General features: G+C 49.3%; 19 protein-coding genes. 3 read left to right on the top strand and 16 right to left on the bottom strand.

Features of this window, described 5'->3' with window-relative positions:
• Nucleotides 1-76: 76 nt before the first annotated feature.
• The 11 genes from GC090_RS22410 to GC090_RS22360 form a co-directional block, all read right to left on the bottom strand.
• On the bottom strand, nt 77-346 hold the full coding sequence (locus tag GC090_RS22410) for a ribbon-helix-helix domain-containing protein (protein ID WP_028722243.1): 270 nt from the start codon (nt 344-346) through the stop codon (nt 77-79).
• A gap of 43 nt (nt 347-389) precedes the next feature.
• Nucleotides 390-1,046 carry an AAA family ATPase gene (locus GC090_RS22405; RefSeq protein ID WP_324022019.1) on the bottom strand — a complete coding sequence of 219 codons (657 nt, stop codon included), beginning with the start codon at nt 1,044-1,046 and terminating at the stop codon, nt 390-392.
• 230 nt (nt 1,047-1,276) lie between these two features.
• Nucleotides 1,277-1,993: a hypothetical protein gene (locus GC090_RS22400; RefSeq protein ID WP_324022017.1), complete on the bottom strand. Its 717-nt coding sequence runs from the start codon at nt 1,991-1,993 to the stop codon at nt 1,277-1,279.
• Nucleotides 1,994-2,042: 49 nt separating this feature from the next.
• The gene (locus GC090_RS22395) at nt 2,043-2,813 is read right to left on the bottom strand and encodes a site-specific integrase (RefSeq protein WP_324022015.1); all 771 of its coding nucleotides are present in this window, start codon (nt 2,811-2,813) and stop codon (nt 2,043-2,045) included.
• A gap of 117 nt (nt 2,814-2,930) precedes the next feature.
• Nucleotides 2,931-3,248, bottom strand: a complete 318-nt coding sequence (locus GC090_RS22390) for a hypothetical protein (RefSeq protein ID WP_324022013.1) — start codon at nt 3,246-3,248, stop codon at nt 2,931-2,933.
• Nucleotides 3,249-3,751: 503 nt separating this feature from the next.
• Nucleotides 3,752-7,579, bottom strand: coding sequence for a YobI family P-loop NTPase (locus GC090_RS22385; RefSeq protein ID WP_324022012.1), 3,828 nt, complete (start codon nt 7,577-7,579; stop codon nt 3,752-3,754).
• Between the two features lie 431 nt (nt 7,580-8,010).
• Entirely contained in the window at nt 8,011-9,255 is a 1,245-nt protein-coding gene (locus GC090_RS22380; RefSeq protein WP_324022010.1) for an MFS transporter, read from the bottom strand.
• Nucleotides 9,248-10,150 carry a GNAT family protein gene (locus GC090_RS22375; protein WP_324022008.1) on the bottom strand — a complete coding sequence of 301 codons (903 nt, stop codon included), beginning with the start codon at nt 10,148-10,150 and terminating at the stop codon, nt 9,248-9,250. The genes GC090_RS22380 and GC090_RS22375 overlap by 8 nt, the downstream gene beginning before the upstream one ends.
• A gap of 145 nt (nt 10,151-10,295) precedes the next feature.
• Nucleotides 10,296-11,078: a JmjC domain-containing protein gene (locus tag GC090_RS22370; protein ID WP_324022006.1), complete on the bottom strand. Its 783-nt coding sequence runs from the start codon at nt 11,076-11,078 to the stop codon at nt 10,296-10,298.
• The gene (locus GC090_RS22365) at nt 11,075-12,244 is read right to left on the bottom strand and encodes a JmjC domain-containing protein (RefSeq protein WP_324022004.1); all 1,170 of its coding nucleotides are present in this window, start codon (nt 12,242-12,244) and stop codon (nt 11,075-11,077) included. Before GC090_RS22365 ends, GC090_RS22370 begins: the two co-directional genes overlap by 4 nt.
• Before the next feature lie 14 nt (nt 12,245-12,258).
• Nucleotides 12,259-13,371, bottom strand: a complete 1,113-nt coding sequence (locus GC090_RS22360; protein WP_324022002.1) for an arginase family protein — start codon at nt 13,369-13,371, stop codon at nt 12,259-12,261.
• A gap of 412 nt (nt 13,372-13,783) precedes the next feature.
• Here GC090_RS22360 and GC090_RS22355 point away from each other — a divergent pair, with 412 nt between their 5' ends.
• On the top strand, nt 13,784-13,957 hold the full coding sequence (locus tag GC090_RS22355) for a hypothetical protein (protein WP_155683843.1): 174 nt from the start codon (nt 13,784-13,786) through the stop codon (nt 13,955-13,957).
• Between the two features lie 161 nt (nt 13,958-14,118).
• On the opposite strand, the gene GC090_RS22350 is transcribed toward GC090_RS22355, so the two are convergent.
• Genes GC090_RS22350 through GC090_RS22340 form a run of 3 tightly spaced genes read right to left on the bottom strand, consistent with a single transcriptional unit; the run spans nt 14,119 to nt 16,779 of the window.
• Nucleotides 14,119-15,006 (bottom strand): EamA family transporter, encoded by an 888-nt coding sequence (locus tag GC090_RS22350; RefSeq protein ID WP_116197927.1) that lies wholly within the window; start codon nt 15,004-15,006, stop codon nt 14,119-14,121.
• Between the two features lie 22 nt (nt 15,007-15,028).
• Entirely contained in the window at nt 15,029-15,646 is a 618-nt protein-coding gene (locus GC090_RS22345) for a hypothetical protein (protein WP_324022216.1), read from the bottom strand.
• Nucleotides 15,646-16,779: an NAD(P)/FAD-dependent oxidoreductase gene (locus GC090_RS22340; protein ID WP_416381890.1), complete on the bottom strand. Its 1,134-nt coding sequence runs from the start codon at nt 16,777-16,779 to the stop codon at nt 15,646-15,648. The genes GC090_RS22345 and GC090_RS22340 overlap by 1 nt, the downstream gene beginning before the upstream one ends.
• 808 nt (nt 16,780-17,587) lie before the next feature.
• On the opposite strand from GC090_RS22340, the gene GC090_RS22335 reads away from it, so the two are divergent.
• Together GC090_RS22335 and GC090_RS22330 are read left to right on the top strand one after the other, a co-directional pair.
• On the top strand, nt 17,588-17,935 hold the full coding sequence (locus GC090_RS22335; protein ID WP_324021999.1) for a hypothetical protein: 348 nt from the start codon (nt 17,588-17,590) through the stop codon (nt 17,933-17,935).
• A gap of 21 nt (nt 17,936-17,956) precedes the next feature.
• Nucleotides 17,957-18,583 (top strand): recombinase family protein, encoded by a 627-nt coding sequence (locus GC090_RS22330; protein WP_324021998.1) that lies wholly within the window; start codon nt 17,957-17,959, stop codon nt 18,581-18,583.
• Between the two features lie 170 nt (nt 18,584-18,753).
• Here the strand turns inward: GC090_RS22330 and GC090_RS22325 are convergent, their stop codons facing one another.
• Entirely contained in the window at nt 18,754-19,158 is a 405-nt protein-coding gene (locus tag GC090_RS22325; protein WP_238492955.1) for an SMI1/KNR4 family protein, read from the bottom strand.
• Nucleotides 19,158-23,399 (bottom strand): RHS repeat-associated core domain-containing protein, encoded by a 4,242-nt coding sequence (locus GC090_RS22320; RefSeq protein ID WP_324021996.1) that lies wholly within the window; start codon nt 23,397-23,399, stop codon nt 19,158-19,160. Before GC090_RS22320 ends, GC090_RS22325 begins: the two co-directional genes overlap by 1 nt.

The raw sequence follows: 23,399 nt of genomic DNA, 5'->3' as shown, positions 1-23,399 counted from the left end.
ACCGTCATCTAAAATAGGATTATTTTAATATTAAAATAATATCATTCAAAAATCAGATATAATTATTTTAATGTGACTAACCACCAACCTGTGCGCCCTTATCGAGTAACTGACGAACGGCCATTCGTATCAGAGCAGCACGAGACAACCCTTCGTGTAATGCCAGCTCATCGAGCTGAGTAAGTATCGCACTGTCGAAGGTTACCGTAATTTGTTCACGCTGCCCTTTTTTGACGCCCCGCTTTTCTGCTTTGTTGCCATCTGGCGCTTTGTTGATAAATTCATCAATCTGAGCCTGTTCCGCTGAAGTCCCGCCAGAGGCTTTAGGTTTAGGTGTAATCGCCATAGATGTCCTTTCAATATTTATTTAATATTAAAACAACATCATATCAATCTGTAAATACGATTGAAATAAGTTTTTCCAGTTCTGTTTTAGCTGGCCGTTCATGGGGCTTCAGTTTCATCTCAACAACTGAGCGGCCACTTCCTGCAGCATTTGCAAAGGCTTTCCTTGTAAAGAGAATGTGCTCAAGCACAGGAAGGTCAGCAGCATATTCAGACATGGCTTCATGCATTTCCTGATTGTCTTTGGTACGCGGATTAACATCGGCTCTGTTGAGAATTGAAAATGCCGGAAAATCATCACGAATACTTCTGGCATCCCTGAGCATGTTTACGACATCCTCCATCGCCCATGCTTCAAAGCTTCCAGGGACGAAAGGAACCAGCAGATAGTCAGTGAGTGTGAGTGCAGCCCTCATTGCAGTAGAATCGCGGCCACCACATTCAATGATCACATCATCGTAATTATCTTTTTGCTGTAAAACCTGCGTCCTTAATACAGGCCCATCAGGATAGTGTGAACAGGCAATTCCAGGCTGAATATCCGCTTCTGAACGAATCAAAATAGCGGTTTGTGAAGACCCCTGTTTGTCACCGTCTACCAGCCAGACTTTCTTGCCCTGCATAGCTCGGGCAACTGCAAGGTTGACAGCAAGAGTAGATTTACCGACACCACCCTTTGTGTTAGCGATAGTTAAAATCATATCCTTATAACCCCATTTTAATATTAAAACAATATCATTAAGATATGCAAATGATATAGCAATGTTAGACTATTGCAGATACAAAAACAATCGAAATCACATCATAAAAACATCACTTTAATATTAAAAAGATATTACTTTGATAGAAGTACAGTATAGTCGAGGGGTAGGGTAGGGCTGGCAGGGGACTGTTAGTCCCCGTGCATTAGGCATCACGTCGGGCCATAATCTTAATCGTCAGGCGTTGACTTATTCAGGTAGAACGACTGTATCGCAGATTCCATCTGTTCATAATAGCGCATGAACTCACTGACAACGTAGGGTAAAAAAAGCTCGTTTAGCTGGATACTCAGGGTATCATTTGATATGCCGCCCTTGTCGTTTTCAATTCTGCGCAGCGCCCTGACCAGGGATTTTCGACTGTCGTTCAGGATCATTCCGTTGTTATGCGCCAGCAGGTTCCGGATGATGAGGAGGTGTTTTATGTTGCTGGCTTTGCTTTTTTTCTCTTCAGCCAGAATGTGCTTAAGCAGACGATCCGTTTTCTCAACAGTGCCGTTCTTCATTTTGTCAAAAGGTGTGCTGTAACCCGACATCCCTGCCATCAGCCTGCCGCAGGCTTCCAGATGATATTCAAACAACCCAAACAGGGTCAGAAAGGTTGAGCGTCTGGACAGTTGTTCAATCAGCAGACCGTATTCCTGCTTCACACCGGACTCATCATAACCGGACAGTCCCTTGTAGCTGTACAGGTCGACCATCATTTCAGAGCCGTCTTCAGCACAGTCACAGACCTGCCCGACGATAACGTTACTGTCATCCACTATCTCACTGAGCGTATGCGCGATAACAGACTCAGTCTGCTCGACAAGGAGCATCATATCCCGCCGGACAGACACCCCTGTCATGGCCAGTGCCAGAAAAAAAGGCTTTCTCAGTTTCGCCACCGGACCTCCCCGGATTCACCAGTATGTCGGTTATTCAGCCTGTGCCGGCTCATGAATTTTTGAGCATCGCCACAGCCTCAGTGCCCGGCATGTGAAACTGCACCCGGTGCCTGGCCGCCACGTCCAGTGCAAACACCTTCGTATAGACCTCCGTCGACTTCATGCTCTTGTGGCCCATCAGGCTCTGCAGCGCCTTGAGCGGAATCCCCGCGTATAGCATGTGCATGGCGTAACTGTGCCGGAACGTATGCGGCGTCACCGGCACCGAAAAATTCACTCCGTCCTCCGCTGCGGCGGCTACCGCTTCATTAATCCATTTGCGGACGGTCCGGTCGGTCACGGTCCACAGCCGCACCTTTTCCGTCCGGCCGGTTTCCGGGTTGCGCCGCTCAAGCGGAATGCGCAGCGTGGCCACCATCATCTCGAGCTGGGCAATGTACTGCGGATCGGACAGCGGTACCAGGCGGTGCGGAACCACCCCCGAGGGAAAACGACCGGAGCTACGGGCTGCTTTTTCACCACGCTGTTTCAGCGTGGCCAGCTGCACGAAGGGATGGGGCGGCGTCAGGGTGAAGTCGGCCCGGGTAAGGGCCAGCGCCTCGTTGATACGCGCACCGGTGTTCCACATCGTGGTCAGCAGCATCTTGCGGTGCAGATCCGGCACGTAGTGGAGCAGGGCGCTGACCTCCGGCGCAAGCAGGTATTTCGGCAAATCGTCAATGAGTGCGGCCATCTGACGGAGCGCAAGCGCGGCCGGATAGTCAATGGCCACCGGCAGCTGGGCAGCTGCAGGCGGCTGAAACAGGGTGGGCAGATTCATGGTCGTAAAACCTCATTTACCGGCAGTGGTGTGCTGATAGAACTGACGGTCTTGTCCGTATGCATAAGGGTTAATGCTCCTGTGTGCGTGTCCCGGTATTCAGAATCTCTCATTAACCTAAAGAAGATCCATTTTGAATGCCGCCTCATCAGGTATGCTCAAATCGATTTCAACCGCGCCGGCCGGAAGAGAACTGAAGGTCAGTGCGGTACCAGAAAGCTGTACCGACCAGTCTTTCATATCCGGAGCATCGAGCCGGCTGGCCATTTCTTCGTACACGCCGTTTTCCTCATCAAGAAGCACGAGGAGGTTTTCGCCAAGGGAGTTGACGGTCCGGAGAAGCCAGCACGTCCGGCAGCCGTAACCTGCCCAGTAGGCGACAACCTCCGCCGGAGAATAACTGTTCCCTTCGTTAGTAAATTTTTCGTTAGTCATAAAGTAATTTCCTTATCAATATTCACATCCGTGTTTGTATTGAACATGACAATCACACCCGTAGCATTCACCCCCACATCATGTGACATGAATAAACTACAAGCCTGCTAAATGTTACTACCGCAATTACCGGAGCAGCAGAAATGAAGATTCCGACTTATTCCTTTTATGGCATTTATCGGAACTCAAGAAGCAGAAAAAGAAAGTGATGCTCAATATCTGAGTTACGATTCAAGCATGTAAGCATCCTCGTAACCTATTGTATATTATAGCACATAACTTTTTTCTGTTTCAAAAATAACCGTTCCATCTTTAAGATCCGGTTCCACCTTTTTTCGGATCCGCGGGAGGTAACAGAAGCGGCGTGTGCAGCATGCAGTGAATCAGGCGGTAAATACTCAGAAGACAGCAGAAAAGCCTTCAAGGCAGCTTTAAGTATTAAAAGGTAAAATCCTGCATAACGGCAGTATTAATCGCCGCATGCAGGATTACAGATGACAGAGCTAATTACGTCTGAATACAGGACTGTTGTGTGGAATAAACCAGATACGATCACGTTCCTCGTTCCAGCTCAGGGAACGAATGAAGCCCGCCTTCTGAAGCAGGCTGGCCACCTGCCAGAATGGATCGTTGTGCTTTAAGGAGCGGTGAGATTTATCGCTGATGAAAACCTGATAAACCGCATCGGAGAAAGATTTGAGGATGACAATGATGTCCTCATCTGAACATAATTCATCTTCCTCGAGACACCGGACAAGCAGATGGCGGCGGAGGTCATCACTTTCAAGGTGAGGGGACAGTTCCGCCACCTTTGCTGCCGGCAATGACACCGAATCGCGGAACACTACTTGATTGTAATCCCAGATCCACGAAAGGATTTTCGCCTGGAACGTATCCGCAAGGCTGTCGCCCAGGAAAAGCTCTCTGGCCAGAAATTCGTCAAACACATCATTTTCCATCATGACCACATCGGGGAACTGGAGCAGGGAAGGGTTCTGGAAAACAAGTCCGGCCAGAAGCGGTGCCCGGATTTTCGGCTCCTCACTGTAGCGCTGCCTGATATCGTCAAAATTTTCCTGGGTGGGATTCAGAAGCTTTTGATTAATTAAACAACGAATACTGTCAAAATGCAGGTATGAAGGAACATCTGAATGAGGAAATCCGAACAGATTCAGAATTGAGATACGCCCTTCATCACTCATCGCACCGGAGTTAAACAGTATCGTGAATATGAGATTTAAATGGTCTTCAGTCAGGGGTAAACGCGGGGATACAAATTCAGTGTGGTTTCTGTCGAACCACACAGCCAGTCCGGGAGATGAAATTTCCAACTCATCTTCCATTTCAGCCATATATAAAAAATTTTCCCAGCTGATTTTTATACGATCATTTTCAAGAAGTAACTCATATATATAATAGCTCACTTCACTATTTTTTAATTTCTCTACTGTACCTTTTCGGTTTTTTATCGTTTTTACATCAGAAATTGTAAATTTCATTTTCAAGATGATTTCACAAACAAGAACAAAACTGACGTCCTTGTTATTCAGAAGTTCTGGAATTCTGTCATAATCCTCCGAGCGGAGGAAGAAATCCATGATGAACGGGTCAATGCTGGACAGTACCGTTTCGTAGAGGCCCTGAACTTTGGTATTTCTGACGGCACTGAGCGGTTTTTTCATAATCTCATCTGGATTAAGGCCGCTATTTTCTGAGAGAGTAATAATGATACTTTTAAAAGCGCTTTCTGAATAAGACCATAATTTATGCGTTGCAATACCCCTTACAATTTCCTTACCCTGTTCAGAGGTACACACATCCAGCGTCAAAACTTCGACCGCCTTGTTTTTAAGACTCTCGATAAAATCACGGCCATATTTTTCCGGTACCTGGTCCGGGAAGGAACTGCAGTCTCTCAGTATTATTTGTGCCCAATAACGCATATCGACTACATCGGACTTCCAAGCTGGTACAGAGGAGCACAGGTGTAAAATAAGTAATTCAGACGCGATTTTTTTGTCATTCATAAAAACAACACATCTCATGAACGAACTGGCCATGTCATCCCCTTGAGTGAGATTCCTCAGATAGTTCATGCGTTGCGGTACAGTCCAGTTAGTGAATGTCTGCTCAATTAACTGTATCAGACAGTCTTCATCATCGACCTGCGCAAGGAAAACGGGTTTGAGTTTCTCGAGGCAATTTTCTAGCATATAGAGAAGAATATCGGGGTGCCAGGCGCCTGGCTCCATCATCATCCCCAGACTCTCCAGCTTGGCCACAACGTTATCGATTTTTCTCAGCGGCATGCCCGATGTCTGTCTGTACGTTCTGGATCTACTGACCTCTTTGATAAATTCATTGTCCTCATGACTCAGGCTGCCCGGTTTGAATACAGACCTGAAAAACATATAGTCCGGCGCGATATAATTGTTGCTCAGCAGAAAATAAAGAAAATCAAGGCAATCATTTCTTTTCTTGATTTTTTCAGGTGCTGACTCCTCAAATTTGCAATTTTCACTCACCCATCGAAAAAAATTTTCACTTCCTGATGTCCGCACTAAATCTGCCATATTAGCCTGGTGTAACTTATTTATCTCTCCCTGAGTGGTTTTAATTTTTTGATTAAGCCTGCTGATTTCCCCTTGGTTTTTTAGGTCTAAGGCTTTTTTTCTTTTTTCGTAGCAATCAATCATCTCACTGACAGCATTCTGTTCAATTGCAAAAACATTAGTTCTCCTGTCAGCAGACCATAAATACAGAGTATCAACTGTTCGGAGCTTATTAAATAACTCTTCCTTCTCAGAAAGATCGCCCAACTCAAAAATGTCAGCCCCTCCAAAGTGGAACAGGATTTTTTTCTCTGTCTTAGGAGTTACGTATTCTGAAAGAATACTCTTTCTGATCTCCGTGGCATTTCCGGCCTCGTCACTGAGAAGACCATCAACCTCCTTTTGTATTAAATTAATCTCATCAAGCTTTAATTTTACAGGCTCTTTTTTTAAATCACCTGAAACGAATGCTCTGACAAATAAATACAGCACACTTTTTCTTTCATCAATGCCATGATAGTCTTCAGAGAAGATATTTTTGTATGCAATCATGGATAGAAGTCGCGTAATATTTTCAGAACCATTCACCAGATTCTGGTAGATCCTGAACTCATTCGCAATATTTCGCATAATACGCATATCTGGTATGAAGAGTGAAAGGTGGGAGACACACTTGCTGAAACCCACTTCATCAAGTTCATTTTCTCTGAACATACTGCTGAAATGCTCGGCAGCATTTTCGCTGTCCATGACGGGTATTACGGGTATCACAAAGTCGAAAAATTTCGTTCTTGCTTCAGCAGTTGAGAAAAGTCCGTCCCTTACGGCGTAAATAAACCGGACAGGCTTGGCATCAGGACGTGTGTTGTTGATGATCTGGTTTATTTCCCGTAGCTTGATAAAAATGGCACCATCATTGTGGCGATCCAGATCTTCAAAAATGACCACGTTGTGCCCGGTCTGCTCGAAGAAATACACAATTTCGTCGATATAGATATTAAGAAGAGACGGTGAGGAAGGTCGGGTTGATATAGCGCCTTTGAGTATGTCGATCTTATCAACACTGACCCTGCGGTCAAAGAGGCCGATACGGTGCAGTTTATTGACAGAAAGAAACAGCGCCGTAAAAAGCAGTAATCCGGCCAGAACAAGTCTTAATGCTGTCATTTCAATGAAATACGGGCCGATTATGTCAGTCAAAGAAAGTTTGTCACTGACGTACTCGGGAAAGAGGCAGAGCAGGCCTGCAAGCATGACAGTCAGTAATATAAACAGCTCAAAAGCTACTGAAGCGACCCGGGAATAAGTGATATTAGAAATGCGTTCAATACGTGAATAGGGAAGTGCACTCTTCTTTTCTTTGTACAGCAGCTGCTGAAGGATGCTGTACTCGATGGTTTTTTCTTCCGCTGCGGCTTTTTTATCTTCGCCAGGGCTTGGTGCCCCATCCTTTTCCGCAGGCTCAGCTTTTGGCCTCGGAGCTGACTGCATCTCGAAGTCAGCCAGTGAGACGGTCATGATGCGTAAATCGTTATCAGGACACTCCTTCCATGTCCGCAGGACAGAGCTTTTACCCGCACCATAGGCACCGGTGACGGCAATGTTTCTGATATCCCCACGGGAACAGGCGAAGTTTAGTGCATCTGTATAAGTGGACGACTCCTGCGGATCGATGATGCTGGGCGTAAGCGCTTCATACTCATCAGCAGTACTTATTTCGTCTGGCTCCGGAGAGGCTGCATGAAAAAGAACATCAGCCAGCCTTGGCTGTTTAGGCATATTGTCACCTGATTATTTTTTGTAATTCACATCAGTATATCTTCACTTTCCTGGTGAGTTCACTGTAATAAAGCACCCGAATGGTGGCAGCGGCATATATATTGAGAAGGAGCATCAGACAGGGATGCGGTACCGCCTATTTACGAATGCCTGTACGTTAAAAAAGGCGACATCAGGGTCAGCATCCCGGACTGTTGCGGGATTAAACCGAATCCGATGAACGGCCTGATGCGTTTTAAATGATTCAGGGGAAAGTTAGAGCGGAAGAGCTTTTACATACGAAAACCGCCCGTGATATTGCACACCGATAACACCAATCCCGGCAGAAAAGAGTCAGCACTCCTGTGCTCAAGGAATTCTCCCTGTCAGCCCGTTGACGGGCTCTGCACAGAGTAAAGGCCCGGTAATCCCGGTGCAGGGACTTCCCGGCTTTAATCCACCGGCGCAGCGGACTTCTCCATATCGCAGCGGCCTGCATTTTTTTTCAAGTAAAGATAAACATTAAGGGCAAGCAGAAGAAAAAGCAGGATGGTATCAGCAGATAAAACCCAGGCAATTTCACCGGACTGCAACGCTGTACCTATAGTGGTCATCCCGAAGAATGTCACCACTGAACGCGGAACGCGGAATGCGGCCATGGTCTGGCCATATTCACCTTCATGACTTGCAGCCCTGACCTGACCGGCAATAAAAATTGACCACCATACTCCCGTGAGTTCAAGACAGAGGGCAAGAGAGGGAAGAAACCACGGCTCTTTGTCGTAGTCCCAGAAAGTAAGTAAGACCGCTCCCGAAAAAATAACTAAAAAGGTGCACAGAAAAAAACGCCACCGGAAGTTAACCGTAGTTTTCCCCACCGAGCGGGGATAAAACCACGAAGCCAGGCTGTCAAGAACGCCGCTAATCGCGCCCAGAATAAAAACAGCAGCGAAAGGTGTGGTACCTAGTGAAAATGCAATCACGTCAAAATTGGTATTAAACGACGTCTCCGTAAACGCCATCACGCACATAGCCAGCGCAAGAAACCAGTTGCGTTTCAGGCACCGGAAAGCCTGACGATAGATACCGGAGAAATCTTTTTCTTCCGTATCAGGAACAGCCTCCTCCGGACCGGCGCAGCTCTTACCGCGGATCAGGGGAAGAAGAGTAAGGGCCGAAAGGAGGAAACAGCCGGCGGCCACACTGAAAAACAGGGAGGGTGAATAGCGGTCATAAAGGGCGGCAAGCACCAGTCCAGTGACGAAAACGGCGATCCCGCTGATGTATGACGCCACGGCCACACTCGTTTCATAATCCCTGTGAAGTTCAGGCAGCAGATACTGATTAACGATAATCGTCGCAAAATTTATGGTGAGAGAAAGGGATATAACCAGTACAGGTGTGACTACGAGACTGAAATGCGACTGGTTTCCGAAAGCGAAAACCAGAAAGCCACAACACGCCTGCGCAGTCATCAGCCAGAAGAACCGGTGACGGCTCCTGTCGATGAGCCGCCCGGCCAGAGGCCCCCACGCCAGGCTTGACAGCGCAGTTGAACCTATCAGTACTGAAATAAAAAGGGGGTCGGTTTTGATTTTAACCAGATAAAAGGAAAAAAAACCCAGATAAAGGCAGAAGCCGAGTGTGGACGACAGTATGAAAAGACACAGCGTAAGCTGCCGGAAGCTCTTAATCATGCACATCTTCCCTACCCAGAAAAGCATACTCCATCACCCGCTTTCTTCCGGCACGCTCAGCGGCGCGTATTGAAGGATGGTTACTGCTTTCAATGGTTCCCCATAGCGATGCCGGTGTGCGGGGCGTGCTGAGAAAAGAAAGTAAGGCCTGTTGTGCAGAACCCGCAACGTGCTTTCCGCGAAAGCGCGGAATAACGATCTCTTCGGTGATCCACAGTCCTGATATAAACGCCCTGCGTCCGTTCTCACAGATGATAAAACCGGCATGCGCCTCTTCATAAACTATGATGAACAGGCTTCCATCCTTAATGGCGTCGCGAATGTCTTCTTCATCTGCAGGAAACACCTTATCTTTAAGGAAAGGATAGCGGGAATACGTCCCTGCATAGGCAAGTTCCAGAGCCTGAAGGCACCACTCAGCTGACTGTGGGCAGGCACGCTCAATGCTGACAGCCTGGCCGCTGATAACCGCTTCATTTCTTTCATGCATGCTTTCGCCGACATAGAAAAACTGATCGGCACAACCACGCGTGTCCTCAGACACGGGCCGGAGAACGCGGACTGAAAGTGCGCCCATGGGATGCCATACGTCCAGTATTGAGGCCATTGCCCGCCGGGTCAGAGGAGCAGAGCTGGCGACCAGATCAATGAACGGCTTCTTCAAATCGCCGCCTCTGTATCGTGGTCCGGTGAGATAGTCATTACCGTCGCAGGAAACGATTTTCTGAAGAAAAAAATCCTGAGGCAGGCCGGTCTCACGGAAAGGAAAGTTTGATGAAAAATTGCTGTCCTCACACCAGAGCAGCTGTTCATCAATATAGTCTTTCATGCCGTTCCTGAGTAACCCGGAGTCAACAGGCAGCCTGCTGAACTGCTCAACCATGTAATCAAGCATTAACTTGTTCCTTTTATTTCCACGGGGATGCCTGTTTTATAGAAAGAAAGAATGAGGTTGATGACGTCTTTTCTGTCAGCTCCGGGGCGTGAAGAGAAACTGCTGAGGCTCCGGCGTTCAAAGATGTGATGAAAGACTTCTTTCGTTAATTCAAGGACATTTTCCCTGTAAGTGAACCGGATGTAAGAATCCTCCTCATCCAATAAAACATCCTGCCCCGTATGCAGTGCCGGTTCAGCCCCCCGAGCAGATTGCCCATACTGCGGAAAAATGTCACCGCTGAGACATCGCCAGGGTGATCTCCTGCAGACGCGGGGTCGGGGAAAGCAGGGAAAGAGGACACCCCGTAAACGAGCCCCACCGTCAGGTGCAGCGACTGGTGTCCGTCTTCCGTTACCGGGTCATGAAGCGTCCCTTTACGGACGAAGAGAATATCGCCTGCTTTTAGCGTGATGTCTTCGTGTTCAAACCTCCATTTTTTCTTACCCGCAAGCTGCACGATGACCACATCATGGTCATCAGTGTGGGCACCGGCACCGGTGCTGTCTGCGGGCGACCAGTAAATATTGTAGTGTGAAAGGATCCCTTTTTTATCAGCCAGATAAGTGTACAGAGAAAAGTATTCCGGCATCCTTTTCTCGAGGTGGTTGAATACGATGGTCCGCTTACGAAGCAGCATAAGGGCCATCGTGTAAAATCCCAGTATTCCGTCAGTACACGTCTCACTGGCAGGATAGTAGACATCACCACAGCAGAGCAATTTGATGTCTTTTTCAGGATGGCGGATCCCGCGAAAAAGATGGTGAAGTGAGTAATTAAATAAAGCCTCCGAGAAGGAGGCATTTCCCTCTGACAATACGTAGTCCTTTTTAAAAGGTTCAGTGTCTGTCAGCAGAGCCGTCAGCTCATTCACAGGAAAGGTAATCATACCAGCACTCCGGTGCGGATCAGTTGCGTGATAACCTTATTGAAAACACCTTCCGCGTCAGTATCACGGAATTCATAGCTGAAGCCAGGTCTGGCCATCTCATTTTTAAGATCAAACAGCTTGTCCGCCACTTCATTTCTGACTAAAAAATCTTTTCCACGGAGGTATATCCGCGTTGAGCCGCCTTCCGTTTCCCCGAAGACGATGTCACCATGAAATTGATAAGTCCTTTTACCGGTCATTCGGTCGGGTGAAGTATATTTGAAATAACTGTTACTTTTAAGCCGGTTTAATAGCCGTGCCAGACCTTTGTATGCAATACCATCAAGGCTGTTTTTTCCAGAGTCAGGAGGGATAACGGCTGTAATAACATCCTTAACGTCAGCCTCGGCCCTCAGAGGCAGAGTGATATACGGATCCTCGGTATTATGGACAGCCAAGAAATCTGACAAAAAAGACGTCAGTAATTGTGATCTTTTCATTTCATAAGGAGCAATACCCAGCGTGACGGAAAATTCGGGATTTTCCAGAACATGATACCAGTTCTGAGGAATAAACAGTGCATCCCCCGGGCGCAGAGTGACCTCCGTCGCCCATGAGAGGGTTTCCTTCAGATTAAAGGAGTCAGACTTCACAACCGGCGCAATGTCTTTTATGGCCGGATCCCACACCCATGCTTTTTTGATTCCGGGGCCGAGGTGGTAAAGAAACGTATGCTCCTGATCTTTGTGAATACCAAATGGTGTCAGGCTGTATCGCCCCATAAAGCTGTAAACATCAATCCCCTGGCTCGGAATACCGTATTTCTCAACCCATTCTTTATTGAAATCCCGGTTAATCTTCTGTGCCAGAGAGTCGGACCATCCGTTAAGCCCGTTAATAACGGCACAAAAGCTGGAGGCGCCGGTTATTCGCTCAAGCCATTCACTGAGGCTCTCGTCTTCGCGAGGGGGATGATTCGACACACTGTAACCAAAGTCATCGCGAGTGCCATTATTAATAAACACACGGGCATTGAGCAGGCTTTCTGAAATACTTCTTCTTTTACGGATAATATGCTCTATATCGGCAAGCAGCGAGCCAGGATCCGTCAGAACTCCCGACTGATGGTAGAATTCATTGATATTAAATTCTGTCAGGTGACCGGTTAACATGCTTACACACATCTTTACCTCCTGAGTTAGCAGCTGATAATGAGAGAAATTATTTTATCCAGCAAGGGCATTTCATGGTTAAACGGATTTCCTTTTTTATCAAAACCACACGTGAATTCCATGATATCGGCACCCACGACGGAAAGGCATGAATTCTTAATCAGGCTCAGAACATCCGTCATATTTTCCTCGTTCATCCCCTCATCCAGCGGCGTTGTGACGTGCGGAAAAATATCAGGATCCATCACGTCTGCATCAAAACTTATATAGACATTTTTCCCCTCAATTAACGACGCAAGCCTTATTTTATCGTCGGTGCTCATTACTGCACTGAACTGAGTAATGGATGAAGATTGAAGATAATCCATTGAATATCTGATTGTTTTCTCTCTGACACCAATCTGTATAACTGACCTGACTGCGTTATCAGCAATGAGTTTTGAAACAAAATTTGCATGGTAAAGAGTCGCGTTTGACTTATCCGTGCTGGTATTGATATCGGAATGTGCATCCAGTTGTATCAGCACGAGTTCAGGGATAAACCTCGCTGTTTCTGCCACTGAAAAATAAGTCAGCGAGTGATCGCCGCCGAGCATCATCGCTTTATTGTTTTTCGCTCTGATTTTGGCAACAACATGCTGAATTTTCTCCCCGAAGCTGTATATATTATCAGTTGTACTATAAGCGATGTCGCCAACATCCCTCATTTCAGCGTGGTTCCGTCCTAATTTACGGTAAATGTAGGGGCCATGCGCCGGCGATCTGGGGGGATCTAATGCAAAATCTGCCGGGGCACCAAAAAAGCACCACTGATCTTGCGGGATGTCAGGTATGGATAATGCCGCCGTTTGCATTCGCGCAGGGTTATACAAAATGCCGTCTTTTAGTAACTCATCGTCCTTCCGGGAGATTAATATATCGTTAAAGTACAAAATTGAAGTAATTTCTTTAAGGTGCGCATTGTCCGTCGAAAGCAGGTCTTTAAAGTTTATGTCCTGTTCTGTTATTTTTCTTAAAATCTGATACAGCTTACCACTGACCGTCACACTGACTCTTCTTTCATTAAGCGTGAGCTCAACCTTGTCACCTTCTTCGTTGATAACCGTATTTCTGTTAATAACAACATCATCTTCATGCATATTTCACCCCCGCCATGGATAAAAAATCATTACCTCATATTCAGGTAATTTCAATATTCTTTTCCAGACGATTCAACTTTTCTCAAAAAAAATAATTAATAACCTCATGATTATCTTATTAAATTACATCTTAAAAAAAATACACCCATCCCAATTTAATAGCTTAAATCTATCAATATTGTTCAAGTTAAATTATTTTTATTATTAATAATAAAGGGTAAAGTTTTTTTAAAACTGCATTTTTTACTATTCAACTGAAGATAAAAGAATTTTATCTTAGCGCACTTTGTTTACGCTTTTAAATAAGTTTTTTTCATAACTTTATTAGTTGACTTTCATTCAGGCCCAATACAAGAATTCTTCTGCCAGCCGTTGCTGGCAGTTTGACCAACTTTAAATATTGGAGGTATGTATGTCCTTGAATAAATATGGCGAGTCACAAAAAGATAATCTGGATAAGATCGCGGCTGAGCTGTCAGCTTTCAGCCACGATGATGTCATTGTGGAAGTAAAAAAAGACAGTAACAATCACATCGACATCGGTGGTGGTGGATTAGGGCGTGATCGCCGCGATACCGGCCACTGATGAAAAAGAGGAGCAGCCGACAGGCTGCTCCTTTACTGATTAACAGGGCTTTGCTGGCTGAGTTCAGAAAATTACCATTACTGATACCCGCTCAGTAAAATACACTTACAGCACCCGGAAAAATTGCTCCTCCTGTCTGTAACAAGATTCTTTGGATATTTTTAAATTTTCACTATCAGTAACAGGGTAGACATCACAATAAGAGAGATGATAACCAGTTTTCTCCGGAAGTTCTTCTCTCCGATGAATAATGCGGACAGAATGAAACCCACCACAAGGCTCATTCTCCTGAATACCGAAAGATATGTCACATTAGCATCGGGGTCTGTGATTGCAAAAAAATAGATGAGTTCCGCAATAACCCATGAAAAACCAACCAGGGGAATGTACAGACTCCACATGCAACGCAGGTTGCTCCGCCCAAGCCGGATAAACGCAAAGAGAAACGCTGCAGCGAAGATAAACCGGTAAAGTGAAGAATAAGCCTGAATGGTATAAGCCGATATATCGAGATTGTGCACGATATATTTGTCAAAAACGGTTGTTAATGAGGACAGTATGGTTGCAAGAAGCATCATGGCCACGGGGAGACTGCGTAGCGTGTTGATCCCTTCCTTTTTGCCTGTCTGTGATAACCCGTAATAACAGAGCACGGAAACGAGTACCGCTGTGAACTGCAGGGGGGACAGGAACTCGCCGAAAACCACGCTGCCGCCCGCAAGCGTCCATAACGGCCCTGAGGCCCTGACGGAACCTGAAAAGGACATCGGCAACTCTCTTACAGAGAAATAAGCGAAAACCCAAGACAGGGTCATCATCAGACTCTTTACCAGAATAGGCCACTGTTCTGCAAAACGAACAGGACCTATTTTCAGCTGCGGGCTCAACGCCTGTACCTGAGGCAAAAATACGGGCAGCCACAACAGAGCGCCAAAAAAAGAACTGTAGAAAACCACCTGAAACAGACCATTCCCTGACATGGCCTTTTTAGTCCAGAAATCATAAAAACCCAGAATAACGCCGGCTGAAACACCGTAATAAATCCACATGTTCGATCGGTCCTTCAGCCTGTCAGGCCTTTTTCACTGGATGATAAACTGACTGCAGTTCAATACCGCTCTCTTCAAAGCGTCCGGCGCCATTGATGACGCGGCCTCGGGGTATGTTAAGGTTTCGGGCTGTACCAAATCCCTTCAGCAGCCCGGCTCTTTCATCAGGTGAAGGCTCATGCCAGTCCCCACCGCTTTCGAGTGTGCAGCTGTCAACAGTAATCTGCCCCAGAATCTGGCTTCCGGACTGAAGGTCGGAGACGCCAAAAACTGACGCGCCCCCCAGATAACGGCCATGGTTACCTATTTTTACAACGGCACCGGTTCTGTTAGCCTTAACGGTGAAGCCCCCTTCACCAAACTGGTTTTCTGACCCAATGAAAACCGGTCCGGCCGAGGCATCGATCGATGTATTGCTGAAGAAGATGTTGGAATCTCCTATCTCAAGGGTATTTCCGTTTTTGCCAGCAAGAATTACGTTAGGGAAGAAAATGTTTCCCTTCCCGATTTTTATGTCCTTGTATATAAGTGTCGAGAAGGGATCGTAAATAATATTCCCGGCTTCACACAATCCACCGAGTTCGTCGAGCGTCAGAAATCCACTGTCTTTTCTCATACGGTTAAAAATAGAAATGTCCATCACGCAATTTTCTCCAGCACACGGAACTCATCACAGGGACGCATAGCAACAGAAGCGTTATCTATTGCGTCATGAAGATAGGCGACCAGCTTGTCAGTTAAAAACGGGGCTTCCGTCATTTTTCCGGGTAAGGCGAGTATATGGCCTGGAACCGGCTCTGCGATGGCAACGTTGAGTGAACGGTTGCAGTTCAGGGATGTCTGCAGATCCACTTTGACGCAGGCTATACTTACAGAATTCCGACTGTCCCAGCCGGGAAATATTGAAGCGATGCCCCTTTTAATATTTTCAGCTCTTTCATTTATCACCTCATAATCGGCACATGGCGACAGTAAAGCGTCTTCATTGAAACCCACAATGCTGTGGTCGCCGTGATGCATCATCGCAGCCTGATGCGGGTCCAGATAAAAAACGCCTTCTGCACAGAGCCTTGGTGTGATGATGAGATGACTTTTCCAGTACCTGATAGGAATGGCGAGGTCATGATGTCTGGTAAATAAATCCCTGGCCCCGGTACCGGAAGAGTAAACGATGCGCTGACCAGCTATAGCGGCTTTGTCCCCCGAAAGACTTTCGAGGTGAAGTGTCTGGCCCTCGATCGCGGTAATCTCATGCCCCAGGTAGAATACGCATCCTGCTTTCTGAGCAGCACTGATCAGCTTTCTGTAGAGTAAGCGGGTGTTCAGGCTGACGTCGTCGACCGCAAAAATAGCTTTCGTCTCAGTAAAATCGGCTTCAGGAACCAGGCTGCGCGCTTTTGACAACGTCAGAGGGGTAAAGGACACGCCGGCTTCATTCCAGCGGGAAATAACCTCATCCACTCGCGATTCGTCCTTTAATAACGCGAGAGGCCGCTTGTCAATGTCCTCCAGGGCTTCCGGGGCAAACTCACGTATGTATTCGTGTCCATAAATACATCGCTTAGCCACCTGCACAGCCTCCTGCCTGTTTTTAATCGAGGTCGCGTGATAAGTCCCCTTATGGAGCCAGCCTTCATTGCGTGTAGACGGGCCTGCTGCGAACACAGGTTTGTTTTCAACCAGCGCCACAGACAGGCCAATATTACAGAGCTTATAGGCAGACATCAGTCCGGCAATACCCCCGCCGATAAGAACAACATCGTAACTGTTCATTTTATTTTATCCTTTTTTGGTGAAGCGCTATTTTTATGAACATATTGTTATTTTTCTATTTAATTTTTAACAGACTTAAAAAAAACATCACTTCCAGAAATTAGCAAGCAAACGAAAAAAAACCTAACCTCATGATTAAAATAAAAAATAATAAAAAACACATTGCAATTAAATATTCATTAAAATTAAATAATAATGAAATATTAACAAAAAAATAAAAGTTTAGCCTGAGTTAACTCATAATATCAGATCACTATGCTTACAGAACCTGACATTTCAAGACCAAATAAATTGAAATAATTCATTTTCTGGAAATATGAGAGCCAGAAAACCCTAAAAGTGATGTCAACCCTGAAAAGCGGAAGAAGAAGCTTCTGCAGATTCCCAGTCCGTCAAATTTATTTAATTTCATCGCCAGCAGGATTACAGATACGGCTTTGATAAAAAAAAGGCCATTACAGGTATACTCAAAATGACCGCTACCAGAGCTCAAAAAAGAAGAGGGTGATGCATGCCTGGGACAAAAACGAAAACTTTTTCGGGAAGGGTCGAACGCGTTGTACATGTGGCCACTGTCGATGACGTTAACCTGATGCTGTATGGCGTTCTGCTTTCAGGAGAGCCGGAATGGTTGCGCATCTGCACGACTGAGATTAAACACGCTGAAAAAATCGCGTTTCTCAGCCCGGACGCTTACGTTGAAATCAGGGTACGGGACGACATTAATATCCAGGGGACGACGTACAGGGAATTTCACTCCCTCAGTTAACATCCTTTGCCCGGACTGAAAACATTCCCGGAGGTCACAGTGAAACCCTTCAGCCCTTTAGTGAACCATCCACTGGATGAAACCTATCTCAGTCCCCCGGGAGACTTCTGTGCGGAGGATGAACTGCCAGCAGAGGAGACTGAGGTGCGTCAGGCGCTTACAGCCATGTATGTTCTGACAAATCGCCTGATGAACACCGGCTTATGGGACCGTCTGTTCAGAACCCGTAAATACTCGTCAGCCAGCCGTTCGGCGACAGAGGCACAGCGGCAACTGATGGCGCTCGTGAACAGTACGCCCCTTCATAAAGCCGCGCTGAGAAGGATTGTGAGCGTCATGCCTGAAGACAACGGCGGCCGGGAAGCGCTCAGGGATTATTTACGTTAAGAGGACAGGACCGCTAAACCTATGCAGATTGCACGTATCTATCTTCGGGTCAGTACGGATGAACAGGAACTGACGCGGCAGAACAGCATTATTGAAGATGCCCGGGGCAGGGGGTTTTATGTCGCCGGCGTTTATAAAGAGAAAGCTTCCGGTGCCAGATCTGACCGCCCTGAACTCCAGCGCATGATTGCCGACCTGCAGCCCGGTGAGGTGGTTGTGGCAGAGAAGATTGACCGCATCAGCCGTCTTCCCCTTAATGAGGCCGAGCAACTGATTGGCTCGATAAAAGCCAGAGGGGCTAAGCTGGCCATCCCCGGCATAGTGGATCTGTCCGAACTGGCCATAAGTCAGGACGGCGTGGCCAGAATCGTGCTTGAGTCAGTTCAGGACATGTTGCTTAAGGTAGCCCTTCAGACCGCACGTGACGATTACGAAACCCGTCGCGAAAGGCAGCGGCAGGGCGTGGAGCTTGCAAAGGCTTCGGGTAAGTACAAAGGGCGCAGACCGGAACCCAAAACACACGAACGTATCATTGCCCTTCGCGAGTCCGGTATGACCATTGCGCGCACAGCAACGCTTGCCGGATGCAGCGTAAGCCAGGTAAAGCGCATATGGGCCATCTACAGGGCTCAGAAATCCGGTCAGTAGCGGTATGAGTTAACGTGCGCGAGTATTCATAATGTCCGGGGTGCCATCAGTCCGGACTTTTTCTGGCCACATCTCACAGAATAGAGCTGCAAACCAGCAGGAAACAGATGTCTGCTATTCCCTGTAATGACGCTGCCGCCCGCCAGAAATGCACTGGCGGGCAGGTATTTTCAGCCAAATAATGCTTCAATGAAATCGTCGAATGAATCAGCAACAGACACAAGCTCCTTTTCATCCATAAGAAAAACGAAAATCTCACCGAAAGAATCCCCCTCTTTCAACGACAACAGGAAACAGTTCCCCCCCTCATCATGAGCAAAGGGCACCATTTTCCTTAATTCTCCAAAGTTTTTAGTCAAATCCTTATAAAGCTGCTCTATAGGTAGTTCACCGTACTTAACGGGGATGAACCCTCCCAGCATAAAAAAATTGCCATCCTCATTATTGAGGGGATATCCGCCATTGTTTTCCAGATAAAAATCCTGAAATGACTGGGGAAGAAGATTGTCAAAAAGCGCATTGAAGGACGCCATTTCCTCTCGCGTAAGCTTCTGTTCTGAATCTGAAAGATACATCAGCAATTTTCTCCTGTGGTTTTTCGTACCCTGTTCCAGCGCGGGAAAGCATAGTCCCCGGTCCTGCCTGTAGCGGCCTTGTACTGGCTGACTCCGCCAACGTGATTGATACCCAGATGTGAAGTTCTTTTAACAAGCTGCATAGTGCCGGTGTTGGTCTCAGGGTTATAATCGTCGAGATGGTGCCAGACATACCCACTTGGTGTCGTTTTCTGGTTGAGGCCCGCCTTGTAGTTAGCTGCCTCAAAGTCTTTCAGATAATCCCCCGTATATTCAATAGGCACAGTGGGATTAACACCTTCCCGGAGGTTATACAGAGCGTTACTGTCTTTATAATCGAGCCCGCCTGCCGGTGTCTTAACCACTCCCGTGTAGCCGCGACTTTCCAAGTCAGCTATTGGATCATAAGCCAGCCCCAGGGGATCGATCCAGGTGAGTGGGTTAGGAGCATACTGATAAAGATTCCAGCCGCCCGCCAGCCCTATCGGGTCCTGCACCATGAACCGGCCTGTCTGCGGATCATAATAGCGGAACAGGTTGTAATGCAGGCCTGTTTCCGCGTCCGCATACTGCCCGGCGTAGCGAAGCGGCTGATGTGAAAGAGACGGCAGTGAAGACAGGCGGTAAAAACCTTCTGTCTGACGTCTGACCTCACCGAAGCTGCCGTACTGGCCGCTCCAGCTCAGCTTCCCTGACGCATCCGTCACTTCAAGCGGTGCGCCGTTCAGGTCGGTGCTGAACCACAGTACAGCGCCCCGTGTTTCATTCTGCTGATGGTCAATGCGCGCCAGTGGACTCCAGGTCTCTGCAGGGTCATACACGTAAGAGCTGCACGTTCCGTCAGGATGTTGCTCCTGCAGCAGATGCCATCCCTGCCACAGGAAGCGGGTTTCCGCCTTACCCCGCGCGGTGGTAACCGTCTTGAGTGTGCGCCGGCCCAGCGCATCGTAGTGATAGTGTGCTTCAAAAGCTCCTTCCGGCCCCGTTCCACGTGCCGAGATCAGCCGGTTGTCCGCGTCATACTCATAGTACTGCTCATCCGTCCCGCGCCTGCGGCGGATAATGTTGCCCCATGCGTCATAGGACATGAACAGGTTCTGCCACTGTTCCAGCCGGTTATCCCGAACGGCGTCTGCAGGTTCTTCTGTTTCGTCAGGCAGCAGGTTGTCAGCCATGTCGTACCGGAACGCATCGCTGCGGTGTCCCTGTCTGGCCTCGTAGTGCTTCAGCAGGCGTCCCACGGCATCGTAACCGTACTGTACCTCCCCGCGCAGCGTGTCGCTGACGCCGGCAAGTTCATCCCGCGAGGTATAGCGGAAAGCGCGTGACAGGATCTCCTGTTCCGGCAGGGTCGCGCCTGAGGCAATGAGGCTGCGCTGCAGTATCCGCCGGCCGTTGCTGTCATATTCCCGTCGCTGCTCTCTGGCCCCCTGCGTCCGGGACAGTTCGCGGTGCAGCCGGTCACGGGTAAATTCGGTGATCGTCTGCCTGCCGAAGCGAATGGCGCTGACGTGCCCGGAGCCGTAATGCAGCCAGCTCAGTTGCTGACCGCCGGGCAGGGTGAGTCTGGTCAGATTACCGAGGGCATCCCGCTCATATTCAAGCTGGCCGTTCCCCCCCGACTCCTGCGTAATCCAGCCCGCGGCGTCGCGCGTCAGGACAATATCATCGCCCGTCAGGCCTTTGTCTGCCCCTTCAGCGGTAGGGGTGCACGTCAGACGAATGAGCTGCCCACCAGAATCACGGTGGTAACGATACTCCGCATCGCGTGTCATGCGCGCCATCAGACGGCCACTGTCGTCATAGCTGAACAGCTGCACCCGCTGTGGCATTCCTCCGTCAGCTGCGGGACGACCGTGCTCATACAGCGCCCCTGGCATTCCCCGCTCATCCCAGCGCCACAGCCGATCTGTTTCATCCGGACGCACCTCCCGCAGGAGACGACCGGCAGGATCATACGTAAACCGGTAAGTCCCCCCGTTGCCGTTATCCAGCTGCAGCAGATTTCCGCGAGGGTCATAGTGCCAGCGGCGTACCCGTCCGATACGGTCGCTGACACTGACCGGCAGGCCCAGCGCGTTGTACTGCCAGCGCATTTCCTCTTCCAGCGCGTCCCGCCAGGCGGCAAGCCGGCCGTGCGCATCCCAGCGCAGCGTTTCCCGCGTTCCGTCCGGCCTGATAACGGCTGTCAGCTGTCCGGCGCTGTTCCATTCCCGCCGGGTGACGTTCTCTTCCGCATCCGTGCTGGTAATGAGCTGCCCGAAGCGGTCATAACTGAAGCGGGTTACGCTGCCGGAACAGTCGGTGCGGCCTGTCAGCAGCCCCTGCCGGTTCCATTCCAGCCTGACCACACCCCCGACAGCATCGGTGATGAAATCCGGCAACAGGTCTGTATCGTCCGGATAATGGTAACTGGTAATATGGTTCAGAACGTCCGTTTCCGACAGCAGTCGGTCATAAAGGTCATACGTCGCTGACGTATGCGAGCCGTCAGGATAGTCCGTGCGGACAATACGGTCCGTCAGGCGGTACCAGTGATAACACGTCCGCCGTCCGGCCGGGTCAGTTTCCTCCGTCATGCGCCCGTAGCGGTCCCAGCGGCTCCGGCGAATGGCACCGCCTGGCAGGATGACATCGCAAAGTGCCCCGTCCTGATACACGAACGCCGTCTGCAGACCATCGAAGTCCGTATAGCGGGCGACGTTATCATCGTCGTCCAGCAGCCAGTGCGCCTCGCTCCCGTCGTCGCGCAGAGCCCGACGCGTACCCTGCCCGAAATCGTATTCAAAGCTGAGTCGCTCTCCCGCGCTGTGCCTGAAGGCAATCACGCGCGGCAGTCCGCTTATTTCCTGCCAGCGGTACTCACACAGTAACCCGTCAGCATCCTCATGGGCGGTCATCAGGCCGTCCTGCCACTGAAAACGACGCGTTACCCGTCCGCCACGTCCTGTCACGCTGACCAGCTGATCCACGGCATCATAGTCGTAGCGTACGAGGCGGGTGCCGTCATCCCGAAAAACCTCAAGAAGGCGGCCACCGGCATAACGGCATGACACGCGCTGACCGGCGCTGTCGGTGAGTGCGCTGAGGGTATGGTCATCATTCCATTCAAAGCGGACAGCATTGCCGCAGGGGTCTGACAGCCGGTCGGGCAGGGCGGGAGCATCATCACGCGGCGGCGGGAAGTGCCATCGCTCCCCGCTGATGTCATAGACAGACCAGGAGTCGTCGCTGTGATGCTCCAGCCAGCGATGTTCAGTTTCGCAGTATGTCCGCATGCCTTTCGGCACGACAGGAAAAGCAACGTAGTCCCCGGAGGGTGCGCGCCATACCAGCCCGTCCTGGTAGCGTTCCAGCCGCGTCTCCCAGAACAGGCTCCAGCCGCGGCCCAGCACACTGTCAGCGGGATTACCGCTGCGCCAGTAACGCTGCCAGCGAACCGGCAGGCGTGAGGGCAGCACAAAGTCAAGCTCGTCATCCCCGTTCAGGAATTTCTGGCCGCTGACAATATCTACCGGCCGGGCAATGATTCCGGCCGCAGAAACTGCAGTCATCAGAGCGCCGAAGCGGCATGCAATGCGTTTAAGTTTGTTAATTCCGGGCAGTTTTCTGAGCAGCTTTGCCAGTGCGCCGGCTTTGCCGGCTGCTCCACCCCAGCCGCCGGCCAGACCGGCAAAAAGCAGCGTGAGGTCAGAGGCTTTATAGAGCCATTCCGGCACCTCGGAGGTGATGTCCAGCGTCTGCTCGGCATCACCGCCAATGAGCACATTCTGTGAGCCGCTCATGACTTTTGCGCCACAGGTTACCCTGTCACCCAGCCGGGCAGCGGGCAGGCCGTTAATGAATACGCGGGATGAACCTTCCGCCATCTGCTGTGCACCGTCCTCCGAACAGCTTACCGTGCTGGAGGTGGCCATCGCCGCCGGCCTGCCGTTGATAAAGACATCCGCTGAACCGGTCAGGACAGCACCGGTGGGCGACATGTCCGCCGCCCCCGCATCTGCAATACTGTCGCGGGCAGCGGTGGCAAGCTCTCCGGTAAGATAACCCACGGCCAGGCTGGCTCCGACGAGCAGGACGCCCACGCCGAGGCAGGACGCACCCAGCCCCGCCACCATAAGTGCACCTGCTGCAATACCGCCTGCGGCCGCAAGCAGTCCGCCAACAACGGTGCCCAGGATCATTCCTGCAAGCGCATGAGAATGTCCGGTGGTGTCCCCGACCCTTGCCGCCTCAAACAT

Origin of the sequence: Pantoea sp. JZ29 (genome assembly GCF_035190385.1) — a bacterium.
In the GTDB taxonomy this organism is placed as follows: Bacteria; Pseudomonadota; Gammaproteobacteria; order Enterobacterales; family Enterobacteriaceae; genus Pantoea; species Pantoea stewartii.
The sequence above is the reverse complement of the archived record's forward strand: the minus strand, read 5'-3'. Positions and strand labels throughout refer to the sequence as shown.

Excerpts from the sequence above, each read along its gene's own strand:
- GC090_RS22410 (WP_028722243.1), bottom strand. The coding sequence starts at position 346 with ATGGCGATTACACCTAAACCTAAAGCCTCTGGCGGGACTTCAGCGGAA.
- GC090_RS22405 (WP_324022019.1), bottom strand. The coding sequence starts at position 1,046 with ATGATTTTAACTATCGCTAACACAAAGGGTGGTGTCGGTAAATCTACT.
- GC090_RS22395 (WP_324022015.1), bottom strand. The coding sequence starts at position 2,813 with ATGAATCTGCCCACCCTGTTTCAGCCGCCTGCAGCTGCCCAGCTGCCG.
- GC090_RS22390 (WP_324022013.1), bottom strand. The coding sequence starts at position 3,248 with ATGACTAACGAAAAATTTACTAACGAAGGGAACAGTTATTCTCCGGCG.
- GC090_RS22385 (WP_324022012.1), bottom strand. The coding sequence starts at position 7,579 with ATGCCTAAACAGCCAAGGCTGGCTGATGTTCTTTTTCATGCAGCCTCT.
- GC090_RS22380 (WP_324022010.1), bottom strand. The coding sequence starts at position 9,255 with ATGATTAAGAGCTTCCGGCAGCTTACGCTGTGTCTTTTCATACTGTCG.
- GC090_RS22375 (WP_324022008.1), bottom strand. The coding sequence starts at position 10,150 with ATGCTTGATTACATGGTTGAGCAGTTCAGCAGGCTGCCTGTTGACTCC.
- GC090_RS22370 (WP_324022006.1), bottom strand. The coding sequence starts at position 11,078 with ATGATTACCTTTCCTGTGAATGAGCTGACGGCTCTGCTGACAGACACT.
- GC090_RS22365 (WP_324022004.1), bottom strand. The coding sequence starts at position 12,244 with ATGTGTGTAAGCATGTTAACCGGTCACCTGACAGAATTTAATATCAAT.
- GC090_RS22360 (WP_324022002.1), bottom strand. The coding sequence starts at position 13,371 with ATGCATGAAGATGATGTTGTTATTAACAGAAATACGGTTATCAACGAA.
- GC090_RS22355 (WP_155683843.1), top strand. The coding sequence starts at position 13,784 with ATGTCCTTGAATAAATATGGCGAGTCACAAAAAGATAATCTGGATAAG.
- GC090_RS22350 (WP_116197927.1), bottom strand. The coding sequence starts at position 15,006 with ATGTGGATTTATTACGGTGTTTCAGCCGGCGTTATTCTGGGTTTTTAT.
- GC090_RS22345 (WP_324022216.1), bottom strand. The coding sequence starts at position 15,646 with ATGGACATTTCTATTTTTAACCGTATGAGAAAAGACAGTGGATTTCTG.
- GC090_RS22340 (WP_416381890.1), bottom strand. The coding sequence starts at position 16,779 with ATGAACAGTTACGATGTTGTTCTTATCGGCGGGGGTATTGCCGGACTG.
- GC090_RS22330 (WP_324021998.1), top strand. The coding sequence starts at position 17,957 with ATGCAGATTGCACGTATCTATCTTCGGGTCAGTACGGATGAACAGGAA.
- GC090_RS22325 (WP_238492955.1), bottom strand. The coding sequence starts at position 19,158 with ATGTATCTTTCAGATTCAGAACAGAAGCTTACGCGAGAGGAAATGGCG.
- GC090_RS22320 (WP_324021996.1), bottom strand. The coding sequence starts at position 23,399 with ATGTTTGAGGCGGCAAGGGTCGGGGACACCACCGGACATTCTCATGCG.